This is a genomic window from Adhaeribacter aerolatus, assembly GCF_007991635.1.
Classification (GTDB): Bacteria; Bacteroidota; Bacteroidia; order Cytophagales; family Hymenobacteraceae; genus Adhaeribacter; species Adhaeribacter aerolatus.
This window is the reverse complement of record NZ_BJYS01000006.1, coordinates 48162-72232: the sequence shown is the minus strand read 5'-3', so window position 1 is coordinate 72232 and position 24071 is coordinate 48162. Positions and strand designations below refer to the sequence as shown.

Annotated in this window: 19 protein-coding genes and 1 tRNA gene; 13 read left to right on the top strand and 7 right to left on the bottom strand. The window is 44.5% G+C overall.

The window, feature by feature from the left end:
* The first annotated feature begins 708 nt into the window (after window positions 1-708).
* Window positions 709-3426: a nucleoside hydrolase-like domain-containing protein gene (locus tag AAE02nite_RS05905; protein WP_146895910.1), complete on the top strand. Its 2718-nt coding sequence runs from the start codon at window positions 709-711 to the stop codon at window positions 3424-3426.
* A gap of 572 nt (window positions 3427-3998) precedes the next feature.
* Here AAE02nite_RS05905 and AAE02nite_RS05900 read toward each other — a convergent pair.
* The 5 genes from AAE02nite_RS05900 to AAE02nite_RS05880 form a co-directional block, all read right to left on the bottom strand.
* The gene (locus AAE02nite_RS05900; protein WP_146895908.1) at window positions 3999-4931 is read right to left on the bottom strand and encodes a glycoside hydrolase family 16 protein; all 933 of its coding nucleotides are present in this window, start codon (window positions 4929-4931) and stop codon (window positions 3999-4001) included.
* Between the two features lie 268 nt (window positions 4932-5199).
* Window positions 5200-6117 carry an abortive infection family protein gene (locus AAE02nite_RS05895; RefSeq protein ID WP_146895906.1) on the bottom strand — a complete coding sequence of 306 codons (918 nt, stop codon included), beginning with the start codon at window positions 6115-6117 and terminating at the stop codon, window positions 5200-5202.
* A gap of 215 nt (window positions 6118-6332) precedes the next feature.
* Window positions 6333-6416: transfer RNA gene (locus AAE02nite_RS05890), tRNA-Leu, on the bottom strand.
* Between the two features lie 65 nt (window positions 6417-6481).
* The gene (gene hscB, locus AAE02nite_RS05885) at window positions 6482-7018 is read right to left on the bottom strand and encodes a Fe-S protein assembly co-chaperone HscB (RefSeq protein WP_146895904.1); all 537 of its coding nucleotides are present in this window, start codon (window positions 7016-7018) and stop codon (window positions 6482-6484) included.
* A gap of 142 nt (window positions 7019-7160) precedes the next feature.
* Window positions 7161-7934, bottom strand: coding sequence for an SAM hydrolase/SAM-dependent halogenase family protein (locus AAE02nite_RS05880; RefSeq protein WP_146895902.1), 774 nt, complete (start codon window positions 7932-7934; stop codon window positions 7161-7163).
* Between the two features lie 97 nt (window positions 7935-8031).
* Here AAE02nite_RS05880 and AAE02nite_RS05875 point away from each other — a divergent pair, with 97 nt between their 5' ends.
* The 12 genes from AAE02nite_RS05875 to AAE02nite_RS05820 all read left to right on the top strand — a co-directional run bounded on the left by AAE02nite_RS05875 (window position 8032) and on the right by AAE02nite_RS05820 (window position 19810).
* Window positions 8032-9072 (top strand): PhoH family protein, encoded by a 1041-nt coding sequence (locus AAE02nite_RS05875; RefSeq protein ID WP_146895899.1) that lies wholly within the window; start codon window positions 8032-8034, stop codon window positions 9070-9072.
* A gap of 431 nt (window positions 9073-9503) precedes the next feature.
* A complete protein-coding gene (locus tag AAE02nite_RS05870; protein WP_246150826.1) occupies window positions 9504-9941 on the top strand; it encodes a GNAT family N-acetyltransferase in 438 nt (145 codons plus the stop codon).
* A 61-nt stretch (window positions 9942-10002) separates the two neighbouring features.
* Complete coding sequence (locus AAE02nite_RS05865) at window positions 10003-12057, top strand: ComEC/Rec2 family competence protein (protein ID WP_170252526.1); 2055 nt, start codon at window positions 10003-10005, stop codon at window positions 12055-12057.
* Window positions 12058-12068: 11 nt separating this feature from the next.
* The gene (locus AAE02nite_RS05860) at window positions 12069-12842 is read left to right on the top strand and encodes an enoyl-CoA hydratase/isomerase family protein (RefSeq protein ID WP_146895895.1); all 774 of its coding nucleotides are present in this window, start codon (window positions 12069-12071) and stop codon (window positions 12840-12842) included.
* 69 nt (window positions 12843-12911) lie between these two features.
* A complete protein-coding gene (locus tag AAE02nite_RS05855) occupies window positions 12912-13376 on the top strand; it encodes a sterol desaturase family protein (RefSeq protein ID WP_146895893.1) in 465 nt (154 codons plus the stop codon).
* Between the two features lie 6 nt (window positions 13377-13382).
* The gene (locus AAE02nite_RS05850) at window positions 13383-14270 is read left to right on the top strand and encodes a MerR family transcriptional regulator (protein ID WP_146895891.1); all 888 of its coding nucleotides are present in this window, start codon (window positions 13383-13385) and stop codon (window positions 14268-14270) included.
* A 441-nt stretch (window positions 14271-14711) separates the two neighbouring features.
* Entirely contained in the window at window positions 14712-15227 is a 516-nt protein-coding gene (locus AAE02nite_RS05845) for an RNA polymerase sigma factor (RefSeq protein ID WP_146895889.1), read from the top strand.
* Window positions 15228-15314: 87 nt separating this feature from the next.
* Window positions 15315-16793: a bifunctional phytoene desaturase/3,4-desaturase gene (gene crtID / locus AAE02nite_RS05840; RefSeq protein ID WP_146895886.1), complete on the top strand. Its 1479-nt coding sequence runs from the start codon at window positions 15315-15317 to the stop codon at window positions 16791-16793.
* Window positions 16794-16890: 97 nt separating this feature from the next.
* The gene (locus tag AAE02nite_RS05835) at window positions 16891-17727 is read left to right on the top strand and encodes a phytoene/squalene synthase family protein (protein WP_146895884.1); all 837 of its coding nucleotides are present in this window, start codon (window positions 16891-16893) and stop codon (window positions 17725-17727) included.
* 78 nt (window positions 17728-17805) lie between these two features.
* Entirely contained in the window at window positions 17806-18264 is a 459-nt protein-coding gene (locus AAE02nite_RS05830) for a hypothetical protein (RefSeq protein ID WP_146895882.1), read from the top strand.
* The gene (locus AAE02nite_RS05825; RefSeq protein ID WP_146895880.1) at window positions 18264-18959 is read left to right on the top strand and encodes a lycopene cyclase domain-containing protein; all 696 of its coding nucleotides are present in this window, start codon (window positions 18264-18266) and stop codon (window positions 18957-18959) included. Before AAE02nite_RS05830 ends, AAE02nite_RS05825 begins: the two co-directional genes overlap by 1 nt.
* Before the next feature lie 5 nt (window positions 18960-18964).
* On the top strand, window positions 18965-19810 hold the full coding sequence (locus AAE02nite_RS05820; RefSeq protein WP_146895877.1) for a 4-hydroxy-3-methylbut-2-enyl diphosphate reductase: 846 nt from the start codon (window positions 18965-18967) through the stop codon (window positions 19808-19810).
* A gap of 212 nt (window positions 19811-20022) precedes the next feature.
* Here the strand turns inward: AAE02nite_RS05820 and AAE02nite_RS05815 are convergent, their stop codons facing one another.
* Both AAE02nite_RS05815 and AAE02nite_RS05810 read right to left on the bottom strand, forming a co-directional pair.
* Window positions 20023-23658: a M56 family metallopeptidase gene (locus AAE02nite_RS05815; protein ID WP_146895875.1), complete on the bottom strand. Its 3636-nt coding sequence runs from the start codon at window positions 23656-23658 to the stop codon at window positions 20023-20025.
* The gene (locus AAE02nite_RS05810) at window positions 23651-24028 is read right to left on the bottom strand and encodes a BlaI/MecI/CopY family transcriptional regulator (protein ID WP_146895873.1); all 378 of its coding nucleotides are present in this window, start codon (window positions 24026-24028) and stop codon (window positions 23651-23653) included. The genes AAE02nite_RS05815 and AAE02nite_RS05810 overlap by 8 nt, the downstream gene beginning before the upstream one ends.
* Between the last annotated feature and the right edge of the window lie 43 nt (window positions 24029-24071).

The following is a 24071-nucleotide window of genomic DNA, read 5'->3' as shown; positions in this document are numbered from 1 at the left end:
ATGACTCCATAAATAAGAAAACCAACTTTATTTAAGTTCGAAATTTTTAAATAAAGTACAAAATATTGAAAAATAATATAATCTTTCAGGTGTTTTTTTGGCGGATTAAAAATTATGCCTCTATATTTGTCAGCTTAGATGAAGAAAAATTTAAATTAACTATGCTCTATACAAGAACATTTATGAAGGTGGAATAAATAATAAAATCCTGCGTTTAGACATGGACTTATGGTGATAGCTGAAGCTTTAACTTGTTTAAAATGGATTTACCAATAACGGTATAAATATTGAAATTTTGATGCTTGTTTTAAACTTAAATTCTTTTGTAATGACTTTTTAGCCTAAATGATAATTTTTGTAAGTGGTTTTTATTCAATTTACTTAACCTGATAGAATTATTTAACCTGATAGAACCTTATGATAGATTTAGCTGAAAGGCCTGCTGGTACCGACTATTTAAATCAACATAATAGCACGATGCTGACAGTAAGTAATATAAGCGGTCGGATAAATTGCCTTTTAATAAAAAGCCTTCCCGTTTCTGATCTGCCTACCTGCATAAATTGGAAACCTCCTGCTTTCAGAATGCCATTGATACAACCCTCTGACTACCGGATGTTTCCTTAAACCTAAATGTACGGCATCCAAAGGACGCTAAACTTTGCATCACCAACCAAAAACAACCTAAGAACCAACCACTAACTTGTTATGAATAAAACATTTATACTTTTTCTGCTTTCCGTTTCTGCCCTGTTATGGACGAATGGAGCTATAGCTAATGACAGACCCCGTGTAATTGTAATGACCGATGGCGAAATTGATGATCATAGTTCTATGATCCGGTTTTTACTTTATACCAGTGAAGTTAATCTGCAGGCTATTATCGAAACAAATTCGGTGTTTCAACGCCACGGGCATAGCCGGGAAGACTGGCTGGAAAAGCAGATAACGGCTTACGAGCGCGTGTACCCGAACCTGATTAAGCACAACCCCAACTACCCAACGGCTGCTGAAATCCGGCGTAAAAGTTTTGTAGGGGATGAAGATCCCAGCCACCTGGATGGTCTGTTGTATATAGAGGAAAATCCCGGCCACCGCGTTGTTTATAAACCGGATAACTGGCCCAATACGCCCGGATCAGACCGGATTGTAGAGGTTTTGTTAAACCCGGATCCTAGTCCGGTGCATATTCAGGCCTGGGGCGGTGGCAATACGGCAGCCAGAGCTTTTTACAAGTTAAAAAAAGAGTATCCGTCCGAATACGACCGGGCCATCTCGAAAGTGGTGATGTATAATATCTGGTACCAGGACGATGCCGGAAATTACATTGAAAATTACCACCCAAAAGTTACCATGGTGTACAACAGGTCCTTTTTTGGTACCTGGGATTACAACAGCTTACCACATACCGCTAATTTTATAACCTGGCATATAAAAAATAACCATGGGCCGCTGGGAGCACTTTATCCGCAAGTGTACGTAAGCGAGGGCGATACGCCGGCTTTTTTATACACCCTGAATAATGGCTTACGGAACCACGAAAATCCTACTTATGGGGGCTGGGGTGGTCGTTTCGTGAAGGCGCCTAATCTGGCCAATGTTTACGTAGATGCCCAGGATGACGGCGATGTAAAAAAGCCTTTGACCAGATGGATTGAACAAGCAAACCGCGATTTTCAGGCCCGGATGGACTGGTGCGTGGCCAGTAGCTTTAGCGGCGCTAACCATAAGCCCAACATTAAGCTTAATGTAAGCGAAAACCTGACCGCCAGAGGCGGACAAACCATAACCTTAGATGCTAATGGCACCACCGATCCGGATGGTAACGGCTTAAGTTACCGGTGGTGGCAATACAAAGATGCAGGCACTTACCCGCACACGGTTAATATTCAGAATAGCAGTAGTAAAACGGCTAGTTTGGTAGCGCCAACTGTCGATAGCCCGAAAACGCTGCACATTATATTAGAGGTAACCGATACCGGATCGCCGGCTTTGGTATCTTACAAACGGATAATAATAACACTTGCCACGGGCACATCCTCCACGCCGACACCTGCCCCGGCTCCCAGTAACTGTTTGGCTACAGGTACCATTTTGCGCGAACAATGGAATAACATTGCTGGTAACTTCGTTGCTTCTATTCCGGTACACACAACGCCATCCGTTACGAGTCAGCTTACTTTGTTTGAGGGGCCAACCAACATAGCGGATAATTACGGCAGCCGTATCCGGGGCTATATTTGCCCGCCGCAATCTGGTAGCTACACCTTTTTCATCGCCAGCGACGATAATTCTGAACTGTGGTTAAGCACCGATGAAAACCCGGGTAATAAACGCAAAATTGCCTCCTTATCGGGTTGGACAAATTCCCGCGAGTGGAATAAATTTCCTTCTCAGAAATCAGCAATCATTACCTTGCAAGCCGGCAAGCGCTACTACATCGAGGCCTTACAGAAAGATGGTAATGGGGGAGACAACCTGGCAGTAGGCTGGCAGTTGCCGAACGGGGCCCTGGAGCGACCAATTGCCGGCAGCCGTTTATCGCCGTTTGCGGCCGCCTCTGCACCGGCTCCGGAGCAGGCACCAGCGCCAGCCCCAGCCCCTGCTCCTAGCAACTGTGCGGCCACGGGCACTATTTTACGGGAGCAATGGAATAATATCAATGGTAATGCGGTATCAGCCATTCCGGTAAATACCACGCCATCAAGTACCAGTCAGCTTACTTTATTTGAAAGTCCGAAAAATATTCGCGATTACTACGGCAGCCGCATCCGGGGTTATGTTTGTCCGCCCCAAACTGGTAATTATACCTTCTTTGTTTCCGGCGACGATAACGTTGAACTGTGGCTCAGCACGGATGCTAACCCGGGCAATAAACGCAAAATTGCCGAAATAATCGGCTGGACCGATTCGCGCCAGTGGGATAGATACCCCTCGCAAAAATCAGCAGCTATTCGGCTGGAAGCCGGCAAACGGTACTACATTGAGGCCTTGCACAAAGACGCCTATGCCGAAGATAATTTAGCAGTAGGCTGGCAATTGCCGGATGGCGCCCTAGAGCGGCCCATTGGCGGTAACCGCTTAGCGCCGTTTGTACCGGCCACCAATAACCTATTATCGGGTAAAAACCCCGCAACTACGCTGTTGGAGCAAGTAGCCGATGGGAATACTTCTTTTAATGCCTATCCGAATCCTTTCGGAAAAGCCGTTAACCTGTCGTTTATCTTAGCAACTGCCGAGACAGCCGCGATTGAAATATACACTTTACAGGGTGTTTTGCTGGAAACCGTATACAAAGGAGCGGCCAAAGCCGGTCAGCACAACGAGGTTTCGTGGGATGGCAGTAAATATGCCAGCGGCGTATATTTAGCCAAACTCACCTATGGCAGCCAGGTTGTTCATAAACGATTGCTTTTGCAGCGGTAAAATAATTATTGCCTTCGTTTAAACAACAAAAAGCCGGCTAGCACTACTGCTAACCGGCTTTTTGTTTTACAGGGCGTTAACGATTATTAAAAAGCAGACACTTACCATATTATACCAGGGTACGTTAGGTATCATCCTTAAATATACTCTTTAACCTTTTAAAAATGAATATTTAAATAGCCTTACAAGCAGCAAAGGGTAAATTACCTTCTTGATTTTCTAATTAAAGCATCTTTCCAGCACAACAATCATAAAGTTTTTTATCAAGGGCAATATTTACTCCTGGGTAATATTCAAAACTAGGAAAATAATTTTTAATATATATCAAAAATTATATATTTGCAAATATTTACTACGTTAGCTGCAACAACTAATATTTATTGGTTTGCAGTTAATGTTTTTTGGTTTTTTAAGTGAAAAGGGAAGTCATTTTGGCTTCCTTTTTTTCATTTACTATTTGCCAACCGCAATTAAATAATGGTGATGCTACCGGGTAGATAAGCCCGGGTTTCGTCCTAAACTTTAAGGGAGGTAGCTTAGGAGGCGGGCAACCATTATTTTTAGGCAGCCGCTTATAAGGCAGTAAATACTTTTACCCAGTCGATGTAAAAAGTGCCGGTTTTAATTTGGGCCGGATCCAGGTTATTGAAGAAGCCGCCGCCTACTGCTAAGTTTAAAGTAATTCTTTCGGATTTGCCAAACAAACTGGGTATGTAGCCGCCGCTGGTTTTTTCCTCCACTAATTTGCTATCCAGGTAAGAGGTGAGCTTATCTTTTTCCCAAATCAGTTCATAAACATGGTAGCTGGCGGTTAAGTCGGTGTCGGCGGTTAGGTAGCCGGTAGCGTTACGTACCACGTTGCGGTTAGCCGTTTTGCCGTAAAAGTAGTTGGTCTGGTATTTAGTAGGCTCCTGCCCCCGGGCTTCCACCATGTCAATTTCGCCCTGTGTTGGCCAGGGGTCGCCGTAACTCCAGAATGCCGGCCACATGCCGTAACCGCTGGCCAGTTTAAGCCGGGCCATCATCCGTACCCGGGGCGTAGCAGTACTGGCCGATACATTCTTTTTACTTTCCAGGCGGCCCGAGGTGTACTGAAAGGTTTTAGGTGTGGTATCAAAGGGGGTAGTAGGGCCGGTTACGGTTTCTTTTCTGGCTGATATTAATAATTTACCCTTCGTCACGGCTACATTCTGGGGCTGGTAATATTGTAACTCATTGTTAAAGGCGCCGCCGGTCCAGATGTTCCATTTGGTTAAATCCAGGTTGTCAAAATTATCTTCGAAATACAAAGTCCAGCCGCCTTGTGTAAGCGTGGTATTATCCGGGTTGTAAGTAGAATCGGTAACGGCCACGGTTGGAGCCGGGGTGGGCGCGGTGGGGCGGGCATTGGTGATGTTGTCGGAATCGGGCGTGGTTTTTACCGCCAGGGTATCTTTTTTACAGCTAATACCCGCAAGTACCAGCCCGACCAGGAGTAAATATTTTTTGCCGGTTAAAGAAGTCATAAGGGCTTAGTTTAAAGGTGGTTGCGAAGAAATATAGAAAATATTAAATTCATAACCTAAGCTTTATTTTCGGCTCTTTTACTGTTTTTTCAGGACTTAAAACAGCGGGTGTAGATTGGGCCTAGTTAAAGGCGAGTTTTCAACTGGCAAGAAGTCGGAGACTTCTAATTTAATCTAAAATTTGCAGTCTCCTGCGAAAGACTACAAACAGCTGGGGTGAGTGTCAGGTGATAAAACCTGACACGGCGGCAAAACCGATTTCATTTTTTCAAATACTTGCCAGGTAGGCATCGGTAAATAATTTTATTGAAGTTCCAGTTAAATGAAGCATATAGCTAGCATAGTATTCAGGAATATTTCGTTGTTCTGTTCCTGCGCCGTGGCCACCATCATTATTTCTAATAGTTGGAACACCGCTTTCAAATACCTTTATTAGACTAGTATAATGTTCTTGAAGGTATTTTGGTATTAAATCATTTTCTAAACACAGTAAAATAAGGTGCCTAGCTTGTTCTTTTCCTGGCTTAATAACCCAGCCTTTCTTATCACAAATAATTTTTAACGTTGATTCAAAAGCTTTGCCGCAGTTTGATAAACAATCTGGGAAGTTCCCGTGTCGGTAGTGTTCGTATGCTAGCCTATATTCATTATCAACTGTTTTGAATACTTCATTATGTATGAAATGTAGAACCGGTCTGACAACCTCAGAATGTAATATTTGGGAATCAATCTTTATGACTTCATTATTTACAACCTCATATCCTAACCCATTTTCTTTAAATCTTCTATTTATCTTACTAATGGCATCCTCCACTAAAGTTGAGGTGCTAAGATGCCCGAACTGCGCTTTTGTGCATTCATCAGCTTCTGTAAATTCGACGCAATAGAATTCAATTATATCAAGTATTAATTCTGGTTGATTTAATTCTTTAAAATAACCTTCAATTCTACCAAGAATTGTATCACTGTTATATCCTACTTTAGGAAGAGATAATTTGCCATGCGCATGACAAATCATATCATGAAGTTCAATTATATAATCTTCCCCAGCATAATTAAAAACATTATCAAAAAAGAAATCCCGTGCAATTAGAATAATTTGGTTTTTAAACTTTTCTGTAAATGAATCATAAGTATAGACATCCGTAGGTATTCTATTTCTTAAAGAGTAAGGTATAAAATCCATATATGAGTTTTTAGTAATTTTGCCGTGTCAGGTGTTATCACTTGACACTTTAAATATCTGTCTTTTATTAGTTAATATATTCTACTCTACAATACCAACCAACTGAATGGCATGAATATTTAAGTAAGGCTGTTTTATACTATTGCGTAAATGGCTCCTGCAAATTATCCCGAAAACAAAAAAAGCCTTGCAAGTTATTAACTTACAAGGCTTTGTACCCAGAGCCGGGGTCGAACCGGCACATCCGTGAAGATATTGGTGTTTGAGACCAACGCGTCTACCGATTCCGCCATCTGGGCAGGTAGTCACCAATCCAACAGTACCCAGAGCCGGGGTCGAACTGACCAAATTAGAGGCTCTGTTTTCAGGATCGGGATGCAAACTTAGATAAACTTTCCTGAATTCGCAACAAGTATTTTTTCTTTAAATAGTAAGTTTTTACCTGTTGCAGGGCTTCGTCGCGCGTAAAACCTTCGAGCATAGGGTATTGCTGCAGCGTGGGTAATATATCGGCATCGAGGGTAGCGGCCAGGCCGGTAGCTTCCCGGCTTACTTTTTTAAAGGCGGCTTCGTCAAAGTCAAACTCCAGCTCCATTAGTTGCTCGTTTATTTCCATCATTTCCATCAGGAAGTCGGCGGGCAGTTCGTTGTTTTTGCCTTCTTCCAATAGCCCATGCTGCTCCAGCATATATTTCATGCGGGCATCGGGGTGGCTGAGGGTGCGGTAAGCGTTGGTGTTCAGCGTGGAAAGGGCCAGGGTTTCGCTTTGCTTTTCGGTGGTTGCGTTCGCGTGAAAATCCGGGTGGAACTGGCGGCTCAGTTCGTAATATTTTTGTTTAATCAGTTTTTCGTCGGGCAAAAAGCTCTCCGGAATGCCGTAAAACTCGAAATAATTTTGCATGGTTCAGGGTTTAGTATTTTGGTGTTAGTTGTCAGGAAGTAGTTTTAGCTTTCAGCAACCAGGCTGCTGCAACTAATCACTTCCGGTTTACAACCAACCACCAATATTCAACAACTAAGTAATAATAAGCGGCAATCAATCCTTAAGTTGCCGGGTAGAAGTTGATATCTACGCGCGAATCGTAATGGAGGCCGAGTAATTCGGAGGCATTGCCTTTGTTAATACCAATGGCCAGGCGTCCGGCGCTCGTAAAAACGCATACACTATCGCCCTCGTCTACGGTATTATAATTCGGACTGATACGATCTACGGTTTCGCGGCCAAACCGAATGGTCAGGTGGCGGTCGTGGCCAATGGCATCAATGCTATCTTGGGTAATATCGGTTATCAGGTTGCCGTAATGGTCTACGTGAATTACGTGGCCCGTAATGCTGTGGTCGCTGAGGCGGAGCTGGCGGTTCAGGAGTTCGCGCATTCCGGTGGTTTCCTGGCCTAGCTCCCGAATGTCGCCGCCCTGGGCCAGGAAAGCTGCGGCGGGGCCCAGCACTTCTTTGGCCGGATGCGACAATACGCCGGTTACATCCAGGTCTACTGCCACCTCGGGCTGCGAGTCGGTCAGTAATGACAGAATGCCATTATCGGCGGCCACAAAATAATGATTTTTGTACTTTATGGCGTGGTACCGGCCATCGGCGCTGCCCTGCGAATCGACGGCCACCAGGTGTACCGTACCCTCGGCAAAGTCCTGAAAAACAGACTGCAGCACGTAGGTGCCATGGGCAATATTAAAGGGTTCAATCTGGTGCGAAATGTCCAGAATCTGAGCGTGGGGGCTTATTTTCAGAATACTTGCCTTAACAGCTGCTACGTAGTGATCAGTATATCCAAAGTCAGATAAAAACGTAATCAAAGCCATAAAGACGAATTAAATTTGCACAATATTTGTTAATTGCAAAAGTAGAAATATTTTAGAAGAAATAAATTCATTCATCAAGCTAACGACCTGAAGTAATTTGGTAGAAAAAATTATAACCCTGGAAAATATATCCCTGATAGATTTTCTGGGAATTGAGAATCAGAATATTAAGCAACTCGCGGCCGCATTTCCGAGCAGCAAGATTATTTCGCGGGGCAACGAAATAAAAATTCAGGGTAAGACGCCCGAAATAACGAAGATTAACGAGATTCTTTCTTCGCTCATCGAGCACTATCATAAATTTGGCAAAATAACCCACACCAACGTGGATAAATATATATCACCGGACCTGGACGCGCCAGACGAAATTCCGCACCCGTCGTCGCAGGATGTTTTGTTGTACGGCAGCAAGGGTGGCGTAATAAAAGCCAAAAGTCCGAACCAGCAGCGCCTGGTAGATGCCGTAGATAAAAACGACCTGGTGTTTGCCTTGGGGCCGGCCGGAACTGGTAAAACTTATATTTCGGTAGCATTAGCGGTGCGGGCTTTAAAAAACAAGGAGGTTAAGAAAATTATTATTTCGCGCCCCGTTGTAGAAGCTGGTGAAAACCTGGGCTTTTTGCCCGGCGATATGAAAGATAAAGTAGACCCTTATTTGCGCCCGATTTACGATGCCCTGGAAGACATGATTCCGGTGGAGAAGCTGAAATATTATTACGAAAACAAAATAATTGAAATAGCACCGCTGGCGTATATGCGCGGCCGCACCCTGAACAATGCGTTTGTGTTGCTCGATGAGGCTCAGAATACCACTCCGATGCAGATTAAAATGTTTTTGACCCGGATGGGCCCGAACTCGAAGGTAATGATTAACGGCGACCGCTCGCAGATAGATTTACCAACGAAACAGAAATCGGGCTTAATAGAGGCCATACATATTCTGCGCGACGTGAAGGGTATTGTAATGGTAGAACTGAAGCCGGAAGACGTGGTGCGCCACCGCCTGGTACGCGAAATTATTGAGGCTTATACCAAAGCCGAAGAAAATGCCCTGAGCAGCAACGGGAACCAGCGGGATAAAGATTACCGCCCCCGCAACAGCTACCGCACCGCCGAAAGCGCGAACACCGGCGAGTAAATTTTTTTAGTATCTAAGCTGTCATTCTAAAGGAAATTTATTAGCCACGTGCCAATAAATTTCCTTTAGAATGACAGTTTTGATTTTACCGGTTTCTGCCCTACCAAACCATGCTGTACGCCAAATAATATTTGACCAGAATGGCAGTATCTACAGGCAGACTACATCAGTTTGGGCGATGAGGGCCTTTTGGAAGATGCTCTTCTGGGTTTCCGGTGCGCAGCATTCCGACGCAGGAGGAAAGGAAAGATGAGCAGCCCGAGTGAACAAACGGGCCCCGCCGGGCGGGAGGCTTCTTAGGCATGTAAAGCTAGTTAGCACCTAAACCTTGAAAGATGTAATCTTTCAAAAGACCTAAATTACAGCCTTACTTCCCCATTACAAAAGAGCAAATTTTACGTATTACATCATTAAAAATTTAATTAAAATAAGTGCAAAACAGAATTCTGGTAAGTAAAATAGAAGACATCCGCGACCTGGACGCCGCTTTTACCATTCGCGAGAAAGTTTTTGTGGAAGAACAAGGTGTGCCCAGTGAAGACGAATACGACCAGTACGAAAAAACCGCGCACCATTATTTAGCCACCTGCAACGGAATACCTTGTGGTGCGGCGCGCTGGCGGGAAACCGATAAAGGCATTAAACTGGAGCGTTTTGCCGTTTTGCCCGCGTACCGGAACCAAGAAGTAGGAAGCCACTTGCTCCACAAGGTGCTGCAGGACGTAAAAGCCAGGCACCCCGAGAAAGGGGTTTACCTGCACGCCCAGTTGCCGGCCGTTGCGTTTTACACCCGTCATGGTTTCGAAACCGTTGGCGATTTATTTACCGAGTGCGATATTGAGCATTTTAAAATGATACTGCGTGATTAGGTGGGGGCCTTATCCTTTCTTACGCCTTATTTTTTTCTTTAGCGCCGGCATTTTAACTTATTTGCAGGCGAATGAATTGGCTTTGCCGGTCAGTCTGCTCGCCGGGCTGTTATTGGTATTATATTTATTCCTGTATTATCTGTCCCGGAAAAACAAGTCGGTGCACCTGAATAACCTGGCGGGTATTACGGGTATGCTGCTGCTCGCGGCGGCCGGTTACCTGGTTACACATACCTTCACTTCCCGACAACAGCCTGTAAACTTAGCACCATCCAACGATGCTATTAGCCATTATGTGGGGGTGGTGGATGATTACATTACCCAAAAACCTACCTCGGTTAGTTCTATTATTCAAGTTAAAGCCGTAAAACGGGCGGGAACCTGGCAGCCGGCGGCGGGTAAAGTGCGGCTAACAATAAAGCGGGCGCAGGAGATAATGCCGTTCCGTTACGGCGCGGTGCTGCTGGTAAAAGGTGCGCCGGAGCCGGTAAAACCACCCCTGAACCCGGCCCAGTTTGATTACCGCCGTTATCTGGCCAACAGCCAGGTATATTACCAGCAATATTTGCCGGGCCCTTGGTTCATACAAGTGGGGTACGAGCCGGGTAATAGGTTAAAGGCCTGGAGCATTGGAGTCCGGAATTATTTAGATGATCGGTTACGGGCGGCTATGCCATCGGAGCGGGAATATGGCGTAGCGGCGGCCCTGTTGCTGGGCATCAAAGATTTTCTGCCCGAAGATATTAAAGCTGCTTATTCCCAGTCGGGTACCATGCACGTACTGGCTGTTTCGGGTTTGCACGTGGGCGTTATTTTTTACGTACTTAATCTTTTGCTGGGTAAATGGAGCCGGCAGCGCGGTTTTAAATGGTTCCGGTTTCTGGTACTGCTGGGTATTTTTGGCTCCTATGCCTTTGTTACGGCTTTGTCGGCTTCGGTACTGCGGGCGGTAGGTATGTTTTTGTTGCTGGTGGCGGCCGAAACCTTTCGCCGGCAAACCAATATTTACAATACGCTGGCCGCCGCCGCCTTTTTCCTGCTGCTGTACAATCCTTATTTTTTAATAGAGGTGGGTTTTCAGTTGTCGTTTCTGGCGGTGCTGGGCATTTTGTATTTCAGCCCGATATTTGAGAGCTGGCTGGCTCCCGAAACGTACGTGGCACGGTTTCTCTGGAAAATGCTTTGTGCTTCCGTGGCTGCCCAACTAACCACGCTGCCGCTCACGCTTTATTATTTTCACCAGTTCCCGGTTTATTTTCTGGCGGCTAATGTGGTGGCTATTACCGTATCGAGTGGGGCGCTGGTGGTGGGTTTGCTGTTGCTGGCGCTTTCCTGGTTGCCCATGGTGCCGGTTTTCCTGGGTTGGGTTTTAACGGGGCTGCTCCGGTTTATGCACGAAAGCAATGCCTGGCTGCTGCAGGCACCATTTCCGGTGATAGAAGGCATCAGCCTGACAACGCTGCAAACGTGGGTGTTGTATGGCTTGCTAGGCCTGCTGGGTTTGTTCTTCGCCCGGAAAAAATTAATTTATTTCTCTTTATTTGCGGGGGTGTTCTTGCTTTTTTCGAGCTTAAAAATTAAAGCGACTAATCAGCGGCAGGCTAACCAGTTGTTAGTGGTATACCAGGTGCCCCGCGCTACTGCACTGGCTTTTATCTCGGGCCATCAGGGCCAACTGCTCGCCGACAGCGCTTTTTACACTAATCCGAAAAATCATCAGTATATTATTCAGCCGCATTGGCAGGAGTTAGGCCTTACTGTTACCCACACCGATACCTTAGGAAAAAAAATCCCTGAAACCATTCCGGCTATGCAACTGCCCGATGGTAACCAGTTACTGCAGTGGCAGGGTGTAAAAATACTGCTTTGCCGCCGACCATTGGATGCACAAACGCTGCAGAAAGTAAAACCTACCTATTTGCTGGTTTCTAACCGGCCTTATCTGGCGGTAGATGCCTTGGCGCCTGCCTTAAAGAATACCACCGTAATCCTGGATGGCACCAACAGCCGGCCTTATCAGCAACGGGTGGAACAGAAATTAACCAAAGCCGGTATTAATTGTTATAATCTAAACAAAAGCGGCGCCCTGGTGCAGTTGCTGCCGCTTAAAAATTAAAATTCGGGAAAATGGAATACGTACAGTACAGCGTGGTAGAACGGGTGGGCTACATAACTTTAAACCGCCCCGAAAAGAGGAATGCCCTCAATTTTGAAGTGGTGCGCCAGTTAAAACACGCTTTTGATTTTGCCGAGAACGACGAATCTTGCAAAGTAGTGGTATTGCAGGCTACCGGCGAGGTATTTTGCGCCGGCGTAGATTTAGCTTACATGCAAACCCTGGCCCAGAATACGTTCGACGAGAATTTGTACGACTCTTCGCACCTGATGCAATTATTCCGGCAAATTTATACCCTTAAAAAAGTTGTAATAGCCAAAGTGCACGGCCACGCCATTGCCGGGGGCTGCGGGTTGGCTTCTATCTGCGACCTGGTGTTTTCGGTGCCGGAGGCTAATTTTGGTTATACTGAAGTAAAAATCGGATTCGTGCCGGCCATTGTCAGTGTTTTTCTGCTGCGCAAAATTGGCGAAGCCTGCACAAAAGAATTATTATTAACCGGCGATTTGGTGTCGGCGGCAAAAGCCCGGGAAATTGGTTTAATTAATAACATTGTTCCGGCCGCCGACCTGAACCAGGCCGTGTTCGATTTTGCCCAAAAGCTTTGCCGGGAAAATTCGGCCCAGAGTATGGAGATGGTAAAAGAAATGTTGTACCGGTTGCCCGACATGAAACTGAACCGGGGACTGCACTACGCCGCCGAAATGAATGCGCTGGCCCGCGGCACAGCCGATTGCCAGCGCGGTATGGCGGCTTTTTTACAGAAAGAAAAATTCTGGTGGTAAACCTGTAGTTATTAAAATAAAATTAAAGTAGAATTAAAAACATATTAAATACTTTAAGGTTGTAAAAGTATGCTCACCAATATTTGCATCGTGTTAGGCACATTTTTGCTCATGGAGGGGGTGGCGTGGTTTACCCATAAATATATTTTGCACGGCTTTTTATGGTTTTTGCATCGCTCACACCATGTGCGGCACCACCATGTTTTTGAAAAAAATGATTTGTTTTTTCTGTATTATGGTGTGTTGGCTATGCTGTTTTTTATTTACGGCAGCGAAAACCTGGATTACCGCTTCTGGATTGGCACGGGCATTAGTTTGTATGGTTTAACGTATTTTCTGGTGCACGATATTTTTATTCACCGGCGCATTAAAATATTTAAAAATACCTCTAATACTTATTTAAGAGCGCTTAACATTGGCCACAAGGTACACCATAAAACCACCGGGCGCGAAGGCTCCGAGGTATTTGGTATGTTATGGGTACCAACTAAATATTTTGCGTTAGCCCGCAAAAAGAAAATTAAAAATAATTAAACGAACGTGGCGCAATATTCAATCCGGGAACTGGAGCATTTATCAGGCATTAAAGCGCACACGATCCGTATTTGGGAACAACGGTACGGTATTCTGCAACCCAAACGCACTGAGACCAACATCCGCTTTTACGACGATACGGATTTAAAAAATATTCTGAATATCTCCTTTCTGAACGAACAGGGATATAAAATATCGCGCATTGCCAAAATGTCGGAGCAGGCAATAGCAGACGAAGTGCTCACGCTGACCCAAGGCAACATCGCTTATCCGCAGCAGTTAAATGGCTTGTTGCTGGCCATGATGGAAATGGATGAGCAGAAGTTTGATAAACTACTGACCACTGCCATTCTGCAAAGAGGTCTGGAGAAAACCATGCTCGATATTATTTGTCCTTTTCTGGTAAAAACCGGGTTATTGTGGCAAACCGGCAGCATTAACCCCGCGCACGAGCATTTTATCAGCAACCTGATCCGGCAGAAGTTATTGGTAGCCATCGACGGGCAGGTGATTCCGGAAAAGCTAACATCCCAGCGTTTTTTATTGTATTTGCCCGAAGGGGAGCTGCACGAAATTGGATTACTTTTTAGTAATTACGTTATCCGCAGCCGGGGCAACCACGTGATGTATCTGGGCCAGAATCTGCCTTTCCCGGATTTAGAAATTTGCGTAAATTTTTATAAGCCCCATTTTATATGTACGGCCTTTACTTACATGCCCGAGCGCGACAAAGTACAGGATTATATTAACCGCTTAGCCTGTCTGGCCAACGAAATTATTGTTTACCTGGCCGGTCACCAGGTACAATTCGAACATCTCATCTTTCCTCCCAATATTGTGCGCATAACTTCTTTGCCGGAATTTATCGGGCACATTCAGGACGTGTCTAAATAATATTCTTATAAAACAGTACTGGCACTTTAAAGTATGCTGGTGGCTTTCCGGCGTTTGCCGAAGGATCTGTTACCTCCAGGGAAAAGTCGGGCTGCTTATTTAGCATTCGCCACAAAACTCAGGTTAGCGCAGCCAGACGCAAATCATTGCCGCGAACCAACCCCTTAATACTACTATAAATTTATTCTCTCTTGTTTTTTTTACTTTCCGGATGGGTGCTTTCCGGGTTTATATTTGCCTACTAAATTTTATTTAACTTAAAATCAATATTTTATGTCTGTAGAACCCGATAAAAACGTATGTTAAGGGTGTAGGACGAACCTGGAATAGCCAAAAAAAATATTTTGTTTAATCTGTGTAAAAAAAAGTTAAACATAATAGCAACTTATTTAAATAAAGTTAGTATTATTGTTTAGTGATTGGCTATTAACTCTAAACAGAATGACTGCAATTGAATTTACCAACCAGGTTCAAACCCTCTCTTACTCCCTAAAACCCGTTGCCCTTAATCTTACCCGCGATTTAGACGATGCCAAGGACCTGATTCAGGAAACCCTGGTGAAAGCGTTGCAGAACAAAGAAAAATTTAAAGCCGGGACTAATTTGAAAGCCTGGTTATATACCATTATGCGCAACTCTTTTATTAATAATTATAATAAAATTACCAAGCGCAGCACTACCCTCGATAATACCGACCAAATAACTTTCCTGAACACCGATGACCGTTTTGTGGCGCAAAACAACGCTGTTTCCAGCTTTGCCCTGAACGACATTAACCAGGCCATTGAACACCTGAACGATGAGTACCGGAAACCTTTTATGATGTATTATACCGGTTATAAATACCTCGAAATTGCTGAACACCTGCAAATTCCGATTGGTACGGTAAAAAACCGCATCCACATTGCCCGTAAGGAGCTAAAAGATAAGCTCCGGGTTTATAATCCGGTTGTTTAAGTTCTTTTATAAACATTTCTTTTTTGATTATGGCCTTTCCGGGCCGGATTTGCGTAATCTAGCATTCTTAATATTGGTTTAACACTTATGGCAGCGCAGAAAAATGTAGTGGTAATAGGGGCCGGCTTTTCCGGCATGGCTGCCGCTACGAGTCTGGCGCAAAGTGGTTTTCGGGTTACGGTGCTCGAAAAACACGACCGGCCGGGAGGCCGTGCCCGCTCGTTTTCTGCCCAAGGCTTTACCTTCGATATGGGGCCCAGTTGGTACTGGATGCCCGATGTGTTTGAAAAATACTTTAATAAATTCAACAGAACCACCGCCGACTTTTACCAACTGCAGCGCCTGGATCCGTCCTACACCATTATCTTCGGTGAAGATGATTTCATGCCCATACCGGCGCAGTTGCCCCAGCTTTACCAATTATTTGAGTCGCTGGAGCCCGGTAGCAGTGCCCGCTTAAAAACTTTTCTGAAACAGGCTGCTTACAAGTACGAAGTAGGCATTAATAAACTGGTTTATAAACCCGGTCGCTCCTTAACCGAATTTCTGGATTGGAAATTAATGCTGGATGTTTTCCGGTTAGATGTTTTTCAGTCGATGCACCGGCACGTTCGTAAATTTTTCCGGCACGACAAAATAATCAAGCTGATGGAGTTTCCGGTACTGTTTCTGGGGGCTTTGCCCCAAAATACCCCGGCCCTGTATAGCCTGATGAACTACGCTGATATTGCTTTGGGAACCTGGTACCCCATGGGCGGTATGTATAAAATTGTGGAAGGCATGGAAGCTTTGGCAAAGCAGCAAGGCGTAACTTTTGCTTACAACCAGGAGGTAACTTCGTTTGAAACTGAAAAGAAAAATATAACCCGGGTAATTACCGCCACTGACTCTTTTGCGGCCGATATTGTAGTGGCCGGGGCCGATTATCACCACGTAGAAGAAAAATTGTTGTTGCCGGCCCAGCGGAGTTATTCGGAGGCTTACTGGCAAAAACGGGTTATGGCGCCTTCGTCGTTAATATTTTACCTGGGCATAAACAAACGGGTGAAAAATTTGCAGCATCATAACTTGTTTTTCGACGAGGATTTTGAGCCGCATGCCCGCGAAATTTATGAGAATCCGAAGTGGCCCACCAACCCGCTGTTTTACGTGTCTGCGCCATCGGTTACCGATGCTTCGGTAGCGCCGCCCGGCTGCGAAAATTTATTTATCCTGATTCCGGTAGCACCGGATTTGGAAGATAACGAAACCACCCGCGAAAAATACTATGATTTGGTAATGCAACGGCTGGAGCGTTTAACCGGGCAAGCGGTGCGGGAACACGTGGTGTTCAAGCGCAGCTACGCGCACCAGGATTTTATCAGCGATTACCATGCTTTTAAAGGCAATGCTTACGGTTTGGCCAATACCTTAATGCAAACGGCCATTTTAAAGCCCGGTTTACACAGCAAAAAAGTTAAAAACTTATATTATACCGGCCAGTTAACCGTGCCTGGGCCAGGCGTGCCGCCCTCGCTTATATCGGGGCAGGTGGTGGCCCACGAAATCGGGTTGGCTTATTCTTAGAACTTAAATGCCTGTTTTATTAAGATAAACACATAGGAGAAATGGCAGGCAGGGTAATATTTTAATTTTATATGACGTACTTAAACGATATTGACCCATGATGGCGTTATTTGACGAGACTAGCTACAAATGCAGCAAGCTGATAACCCAGCAATACAGCACTTCTTTTACGCTGGGTATTAAAACCCTCGATAAAAAATTCCATTATCCCATATATGGTATTTATGGTTTTGTGCGGTTCGCCGACGAGATTGTGGACACGTTTCATGAGCATAACAAAGCCGACTTACTCGACGATTTTGAGTCCTGCACTTACGAGGCTATTCAAAAGCGCATTAGTTTAAATCCGGTTTTACATTCTTTCCAGGCGGTGGTGCATCAGTACAAAATCGATTCAACCTATATTGATGCTTTTCTGAAAAGTATGCGCATGGATTTGCTGGAACAGCGCTATAACAAAGATTTGTACGACGAATATATTTACGGCTCGGCCGAAGTAGTGGGACTAATGTGTTTACGGGTTTTTTGCGAAGGCGACGAAGCATTGTTCGAGAAACTGAAAGCCCCGGCCCGCAGTTTAGGCGCGGCTTTCCAGAAAGTAAATTTTCTGCGCGACATGAAAAGCGATTACAAAGAACGGGGACGGGTTTACTTTCCCAAAATAGATTTTGCCTCGTTCGATAATAATTGCAAAGCCGCCATTGAACAGGATATTCAAAACGACTTTGATCAGGCTTACGAAGGTATTTTGCAACTGCCGAGGTCGGCCCGGATGGGGGTTTACTTGGCTTATATCTATTATTTAAAGCTTTTTCGCAAAATTCAGCTCCTGCCGGCGGCACGAATTCTGTCGGAACGCGTAAGAGTACCCGATAACACCAAATTGGCGTTATTGGTGGGGTCTTACCTGCGGTACCGTTTTAACACAATTTAACCTATCGTGCATTTATTACTACTTACTTTTTGCTTAACAATTACGAGTTTATTTTTTCAAACAGAATATACCTACCAGGTGCCAGACCTGCGCCGGCTTTACGAGAAGGGAGCGAAAGACGAAGCTACCTGCGAGAGGCTGGCCCGGCACTTGCATAATTACAAAGGGCAAGACCCGGTGGTGCTGGGTTTCAGGGCCGGTACGCAGGGCATGCTGGCCAAATTTGCGTGGGGGCCTTATGCTAAAATAAAACATCTACGCACTTCTTCTCAGCTTTTTGATGAAGTTATCAAAAAACATCCTCTGGTAGCCGAGGTGCGTTTTCTGCGGTACTCGCTGGAGTTTTTTATTCCGCGGTATTTAAACATGAGCCACCACCTGGAAGAAGATAAAAAGATATTTCTGAACAGCTTGTTCCGGTACCCGAATTCTGATATTGAAGCAGATGTTTACCAGGCCATCCGGCATTTTTTATTAAAACACCCCGAAGGGTTAACCGAACAGGAAAAGAAACTACTTTATAACCTGAAAGCCTGATGTATATTTATTTGTACTTAAACTTATTCACCATTTTTTTTCCGTTGGTCTTGTCTTTTGATAAGCGGGTAGCCTTTTACAAAAATTGGCCTTACCTGTTTCCGGCTATGACCGTGAACGCGTTGATATTTATTATCTGGGATATTTATTTTACCCACTTGGGCGTGTGGGACTTTAACCCCGAATATTTATTAGGCATTTATTTCTTTGGGTTACCACTAGAAGAAATATTGTTTTTTATTACGGTGCCTTACGCCTGCGTATTTATTTATGAGTGCCTTAACGCGTATATTCCCAAAGATTTCTTTCGGCCGTATGCCACAGGATTATCTTTAGCGCTTGTAATAGTTTTAATTCCTTTGGGCTTATTTTTCCTGCCGAGGCTCTATACTTCTATTACTTTTTTAGGCTTAAGTGTTATGCAATTACTGCACTACCGGCTTTTAAAAAACCAGGTTTTAGGTAGATTTTACGTTACTTATTTCGTACATTTAATACCATTCCTACTGGTAAACGGGGTATTAACCGCTTTACCGGTGGTGCTGTATAACAATAATTATAACCTGGGCGTGCGCCTTACAACCATTCCCATCGAAGATACCATGTATTCGATGCTAATGCTCTTAATCACCATCTCGGTGTACGAGTGGCTGCGGCGCCGAAAGGCTAAACAAAATAATGCTTTAGTGGTTTAACCAGTATGTATAACCTCCAGGTACAAATCGATCCCAATTCCGGCTTTTGCTTTGGCGTAATTTATGCCATTCAAATGGCCGAGGATATTTTGGCGGAGCAAGGCTATTTATACTGCCTGGGCGATATTGTGCATAACGATGAGGAAGTGGAGCGTCTGGAGAAAAAGGGCTTGCGCATTATAGATTACGAAACCTACCGGGGTTTGAAAAATGAACACGTTCTCATAAGGGCGCACGGCGAGCCGCCGGCTACTTACCAGATTGCCCTCGAAAACAACCTGAATTTAATTGATGCTTCGTGCCCGGTGGTGTTGAAACTGCAAAACCGCATTAAAACTTCTTACGACAAGCAAGAGAAAATATATATTTACGGCAAGCACGGCCACGCCGAAGTAAAAGGTTTGCTGGGCCAGACACATAATCAGGCAGTGGTATTCGAAAATATAGACGAGCTGCTGCAACACGAGTTACCTCCCAATATTACCCTGTACAGCCAAACCACCAAAAGCACCGATAATTTTTATAAAATAAAAAATTACCTCGAAGAAAAAGGCTACGCGGTAGATGCCAACGACACCATTTGCCGCCAGGTTTCTAACCGCGATAAGGATTTGCGCGTTTTCGCCAGCCGCTTCGATAAAATTGTATTTGTTTCGGGTACCAAGTCTTCTAACGGCAAGGTGCTTTACCAGGTCTGCAAAAATACCAATCCGCATACGTATTTTATTTCCAAGGTAGAAGAGCTTTCGCCGGACCTATTTACCCCTGGCGACACCATTGGCATTTGCGGTGCTACCTCTACCCCTATGTGGCTCATGGAAAACGTCCGCGACGTGCTGCTGGCCTATTAACCTGAACAGCAAAATAGAGTTGACGCAAAATATTCCATTGCCGGGCAGCAAAGCATTTATAATCTGAATTAGGGCAGACCGCACCAAAATATCCCAGACAAGCCAAAGTTTAAGCAGCGGCCCAGCGCTCCTGCTTATTTTCAAGTGGGGGAGCTGGGTTCTTTCTTTTCTCGCTCTATAAGGGTATAAAGGTAACGCCCGCGTTTTAATAATTATTTGTCCTTCTTGTTATTCATTGGTTCTGCAGGCAGGGCAAAGCGGAAAGGCATTGTATAGCGGAAAGCAACTTTCCGGTTATTTTGCCGGGCCGGCTGGAATTCCGGCATGGTTTTTACCACCCGCAGGGCTTCTTCGTCTAACTTAGGGTCTAGCGATTTTACTACTTTGGGCTCCATTATTTTGCCGGTAGTATCTACCACAAACTGTACTACCACGAGGCCCTCCACTTTGCGGGTAACCGCTTCTGCCGGGTATTGCAGGTTCTTTTTTATAAATTCATTCAGGGCCGTTGTACCACCCGGAAACTGGGGCTGCACCTCCACAAAGGTAAAAACTTTATCGGGCATAGTGGGCGCTGGCGCCGCCCCGGTACCCGGCTCGGGTGTAGTGGCCGTTAACCCAAAGCGGATAGGAATGGTGTAGCGGAAATTTACCGGTTTGCCATTTTGCCGGGCCGGACTAAAATTCGGCATTAATTTAATTAACCGGAGAACTTCTTCGTCGGTACCGCCACCCAACGATTTTACTACCTGCGGGTTCCGTATTTTGCCGGTTTTGTCTACGGTAAACTGGGCTACTACTAAACCCGATACACCCTGGCGCAGGGCTTCTGCCGGGTATTTTAAGTTTTGCCGGATTAAATTATTTAAAGCCGTTTCTCCACCCGGGAAGGTTGCCATTTGTTCTACAAAGGTGAACACTTTATCATCAGCTTGTGCCGGGTTTTGGGGCTTCGGATTAGTGGGGGTTGGCAGACTTTCTTTTTTAACAAAAGTTTTGCCCGGAATAACCTGACTGTAACCGGTTATGGTAATAGCATCCTGCACGTATAATTGGCTGCGGTTAGCGGGTAAGCGCAGGGCGGGTATATTTTGCTTGCTCTCCAGCGCGAAAACAAACGGAAATACCAGGTTAAACGGCACGGCCTTGCCTTCTGTTAAAGCCGGCTCCCAGCGGGGCATTTCCCGCAATACCGAAAGGGCTTCCTGTTCAAAATATGCGTTATCGGTGTGCAGGGTTTTGAAATTTGTAACCTTGCCGTCCGCATCAATAGTAGCCTGCAGAATGGCCTGACCAGATAGTTTATTCTTTAGAGCCGTTGCCGGAAATTGAATGCGGCTCGATAGAAATTCTCTTAATCCGTTTTTACCACCCGGAAACTGAGGTAGTTTTTGATTACCGATGGGCTTAAGCGTTTTATCTCCATTCGGAATATTATTAATTGCTTTGTCAGGAGCCGACTTATCAGTGTAAATGGTAACCACTATTGGTCTGCTTTTAGCAGTAGGCACGCCGTTAGTTATCTTAAAAGTAGCTTGATTTTTTGCATCATCTATTTTAGTTGTATCTGAGCTATAGCGGAAATAAATTGGAATTATATAATCTGAGGTTACAGGTTCTCCATTTTTCGTGGCGGGCTCAAATTTTGGTAATAAATTTTTAACCCGATAAGCTTCTTTAATGAATGGGTCTTTTATGAATTTATTATAAGTTTCCGGGTTACCGTTCTTATCAATTTTTACAGTAATCATCGTCCAGGTAAAACTATCGTTCAACTCTAAACCACCAGTAGGATACTTAATATGTTTGCTTAAAAACTTATACAATTCCGGTTCACCACCGGGGAATAGGGGCGGCTTAATTTCTTGAATAGTTTGAACCCCTTCATCCCTCTTTTGGTTGTCGTTCTGATAAGGAATCCAGAATACAATTTGATCAGTTTGGAAAATAAGTTTGCCTTCCGGGGTAGTTGAATAAACTTCGTCCCTTTTTAATGGTTTCGATGGTTGGGAACTATGACGAAGCCCAAAACCTACCATAATCTTTGCGCTTATAGGTTTACCATCTTTAGTAGCCGGACTCCATTGCGGCATATTATTAATTAAGCGTATTACCTCGTTACTAAATTTGTTTCCTACTGCTTTTACATTTACTTTTTCAGGTGGTAGGTTTAAATCCATTTTTGCAAACCCATTAATCTCAAGAGGTAATTTCTTAATATTTCCGTTTTGGTCAATTTCTAGAGTAAACGCACTACCTAAGCCAAACTCTTTTGCTTTGGCTAACTCATTACCAACAACTTTTCCCAGATTAAGATTTTCTCTGAAATAATTATCCATCGCTGCCTGGCCGCCGGGGAAATTGGGCTCTGTTATTTCTCCTACTACTATGGCTTCTTGATTTTCAAAATTTTTCGGCGTACCGGTATTGGGGTTTAAACCCAGGTGGATTATTTCGGAACTGAATGTTGGTACTCCCTCCGAATTCAGCGCCCCGTTCCTAGCTAACTTATTAGGCGTAATAACGGAATGTTTAGCGTTTCGATTAATTAAAAAGTGAAGCTCGTATCGGGAGGGTATTCCTTTCCCATTTTGGTAGGCTGGAATCCAGCGGGGCATCAGGCGGATTACCCGGTTAATTTCCTGGTTAACTAAATCTTCGTTTTCGGCAAATGCATTTTCCGGATTTCCTTCCTCATCTAGTTTTATAGATACCACCGTTCCCCGGACAGCATCTTTCCCGAATTCTTCCGGCTTAAACTTCAGGTGCTGTAACAAAAAACGGTACAACTGCTCTTTACCATTCGGAAAGGAAGGCTCTGAAATTTCATTGTCAGATGTTCCCGAATTAGCTACTGTTTGCGCAAAAATGTTTCTTTTATCTGCGTTGGAAAAGGCTGAGCTTTCGGTTTTTTCACTAGCAGAAGGAGTAGGCATTAAATCCGGAACGGAGACCGGCCGGTTGGCAGCTAAGGCCCCGGCAATTACGCAAATCACCGGTAGGGCCAATAATGGCTGGATTAACGAATAATGGCTTTTAAATTTTCTCATCATGTTTAGTCGTTTTAATAACAAGGATTGATGGAGGTGAAAGAAATTCCCAAAGGAAGAATCGGTTTTATTAAAGACCTGTTGCACCAGCAAAGTTGCGTAGGTATCTACCTCTTCGTCTTGCAGCACTTCGGCATCGGCTAAATATTCGTGGGTACTTTCTAAGGCTTTTTTATAGAAATAGAGGAGGGGGTTAAACCAGAAAATAATGGTTAATAGTTTCAAATAGAGAATATCGAAAGTATGCTTTTGCGCTAAGTGGGCCTGCTCGTGCCGCAGGATTAATTCTTTTTCGGCGGGCGTATGCGGTTGGCTGTTGTCGAATAAAATATAGTGCAGGAAAGAAAAGGTAGCCATTTCGCCGTGGGTGGGGATTATTTTAATGCGTTGCCAGTAATAGCCTGCGGCGGCGTGGCTGTAAATGAAAGTGTAAAGCCGCAGAAACTGGCAACAGAAGAAAATAATGGCTATCAAAACCCCAGTCGCATACATTCCATAGAGCCAGGCCCCAATATTTAAGGTCTCTGTTTCCGTTAGGGTTGCCGTTATTATGGGCGTCTGGTACACAACTCCTGCGGGTTGCACCTGTACCACCATGGTGTTCGTTGGTAAAGTCGGTTCTGGTGGCCAGGCGGGCAATTCCAGGAAAGGAATAACCAGGGAGAATAGTAAGGCGGCCAGGAGATAAAACCGGTTAAACGTAAAACAGGTCTGGTGGCTTAATAATAAGGCATATACCGCATAAAATAACAAAAGAGCCAGACTGGATTCGGCCAGGTACAACAGCAGATTATTCATTTTCTGACGAGTCTAAGTCTTTTTTCACGTGTTTCATTAGTTCGTCTAACTCCTGCAGGTTCATGTTCTCTTCTTTGGCAAAAAAACTTACCAGTTGCTGGTAAGAGCCCCCGAAATAGTTGCCGACAAAATTTCTCAGGAATTGGCGGGTATATTTTTCTTTTTCTATAAGCGGGAAATATTCGTGGGTTTTACCATAAGCCTGGTAGCCCACAAAACCTTTTTTCTCCAGAATCCGCACAATTGTAGAGACAGTGTTGTAAGCGGGTTTGGGTTCCGGTAATTTCTCCAGAATATCTTTCACAAACCCTTTCTGTATTTCCCAAAGAACCTGCATTACTTGTTCTTCGGCTTTGGTTAATTCTTTCATTTGTAAGCGGTTAGTTAGATTGATAAATATATAACTAAATACT

Coding starts and splice junctions, on each gene's coding strand:
- hscB (WP_146895904.1), bottom strand. CDS start 7,018: ATGCAAAATTATTTCGAGTTTTACGGCATTCCGGAGAGCTTTTTGCCC.
- AAE02nite_RS05815 (WP_146895875.1), bottom strand. CDS start 23,658: ATGAATAATCTGCTGTTGTACCTGGCCGAATCCAGTCTGGCTCTTTTG.
- AAE02nite_RS05895 (WP_146895906.1), bottom strand. CDS start 6,117: ATGGATTTTATACCTTACTCTTTAAGAAATAGAATACCTACGGATGTC.
- AAE02nite_RS05845 (WP_146895889.1), top strand. CDS start 14,712: ATGACTGCAATTGAATTTACCAACCAGGTTCAAACCCTCTCTTACTCC.
- AAE02nite_RS05900 (WP_146895908.1), bottom strand. CDS start 4,931: ATGACTTCTTTAACCGGCAAAAAATATTTACTCCTGGTCGGGCTGGTA.
- AAE02nite_RS05905 (WP_146895910.1), top strand. CDS start 709: ATGAATAAAACATTTATACTTTTTCTGCTTTCCGTTTCTGCCCTGTTA.
- crtID (WP_146895886.1), top strand. CDS start 15,315: ATGGCAGCGCAGAAAAATGTAGTGGTAATAGGGGCCGGCTTTTCCGGC.
- AAE02nite_RS05835 (WP_146895884.1), top strand. CDS start 16,891: ATGATGGCGTTATTTGACGAGACTAGCTACAAATGCAGCAAGCTGATA.
- AAE02nite_RS05810 (WP_146895873.1), bottom strand. CDS start 24,028: ATGAAAGAATTAACCAAAGCCGAAGAACAAGTAATGCAGGTTCTTTGG.
- AAE02nite_RS05855 (WP_146895893.1), top strand. CDS start 12,912: ATGCTCACCAATATTTGCATCGTGTTAGGCACATTTTTGCTCATGGAG.
- AAE02nite_RS05825 (WP_146895880.1), top strand. CDS start 18,264: ATGTATATTTATTTGTACTTAAACTTATTCACCATTTTTTTTCCGTTG.
- AAE02nite_RS05880 (WP_146895902.1), bottom strand. CDS start 7,934: ATGGCTTTGATTACGTTTTTATCTGACTTTGGATATACTGATCACTAC.
- AAE02nite_RS05860 (WP_146895895.1), top strand. CDS start 12,069: ATGGAATACGTACAGTACAGCGTGGTAGAACGGGTGGGCTACATAACT.
- AAE02nite_RS05820 (WP_146895877.1), top strand. CDS start 18,965: ATGTATAACCTCCAGGTACAAATCGATCCCAATTCCGGCTTTTGCTTT.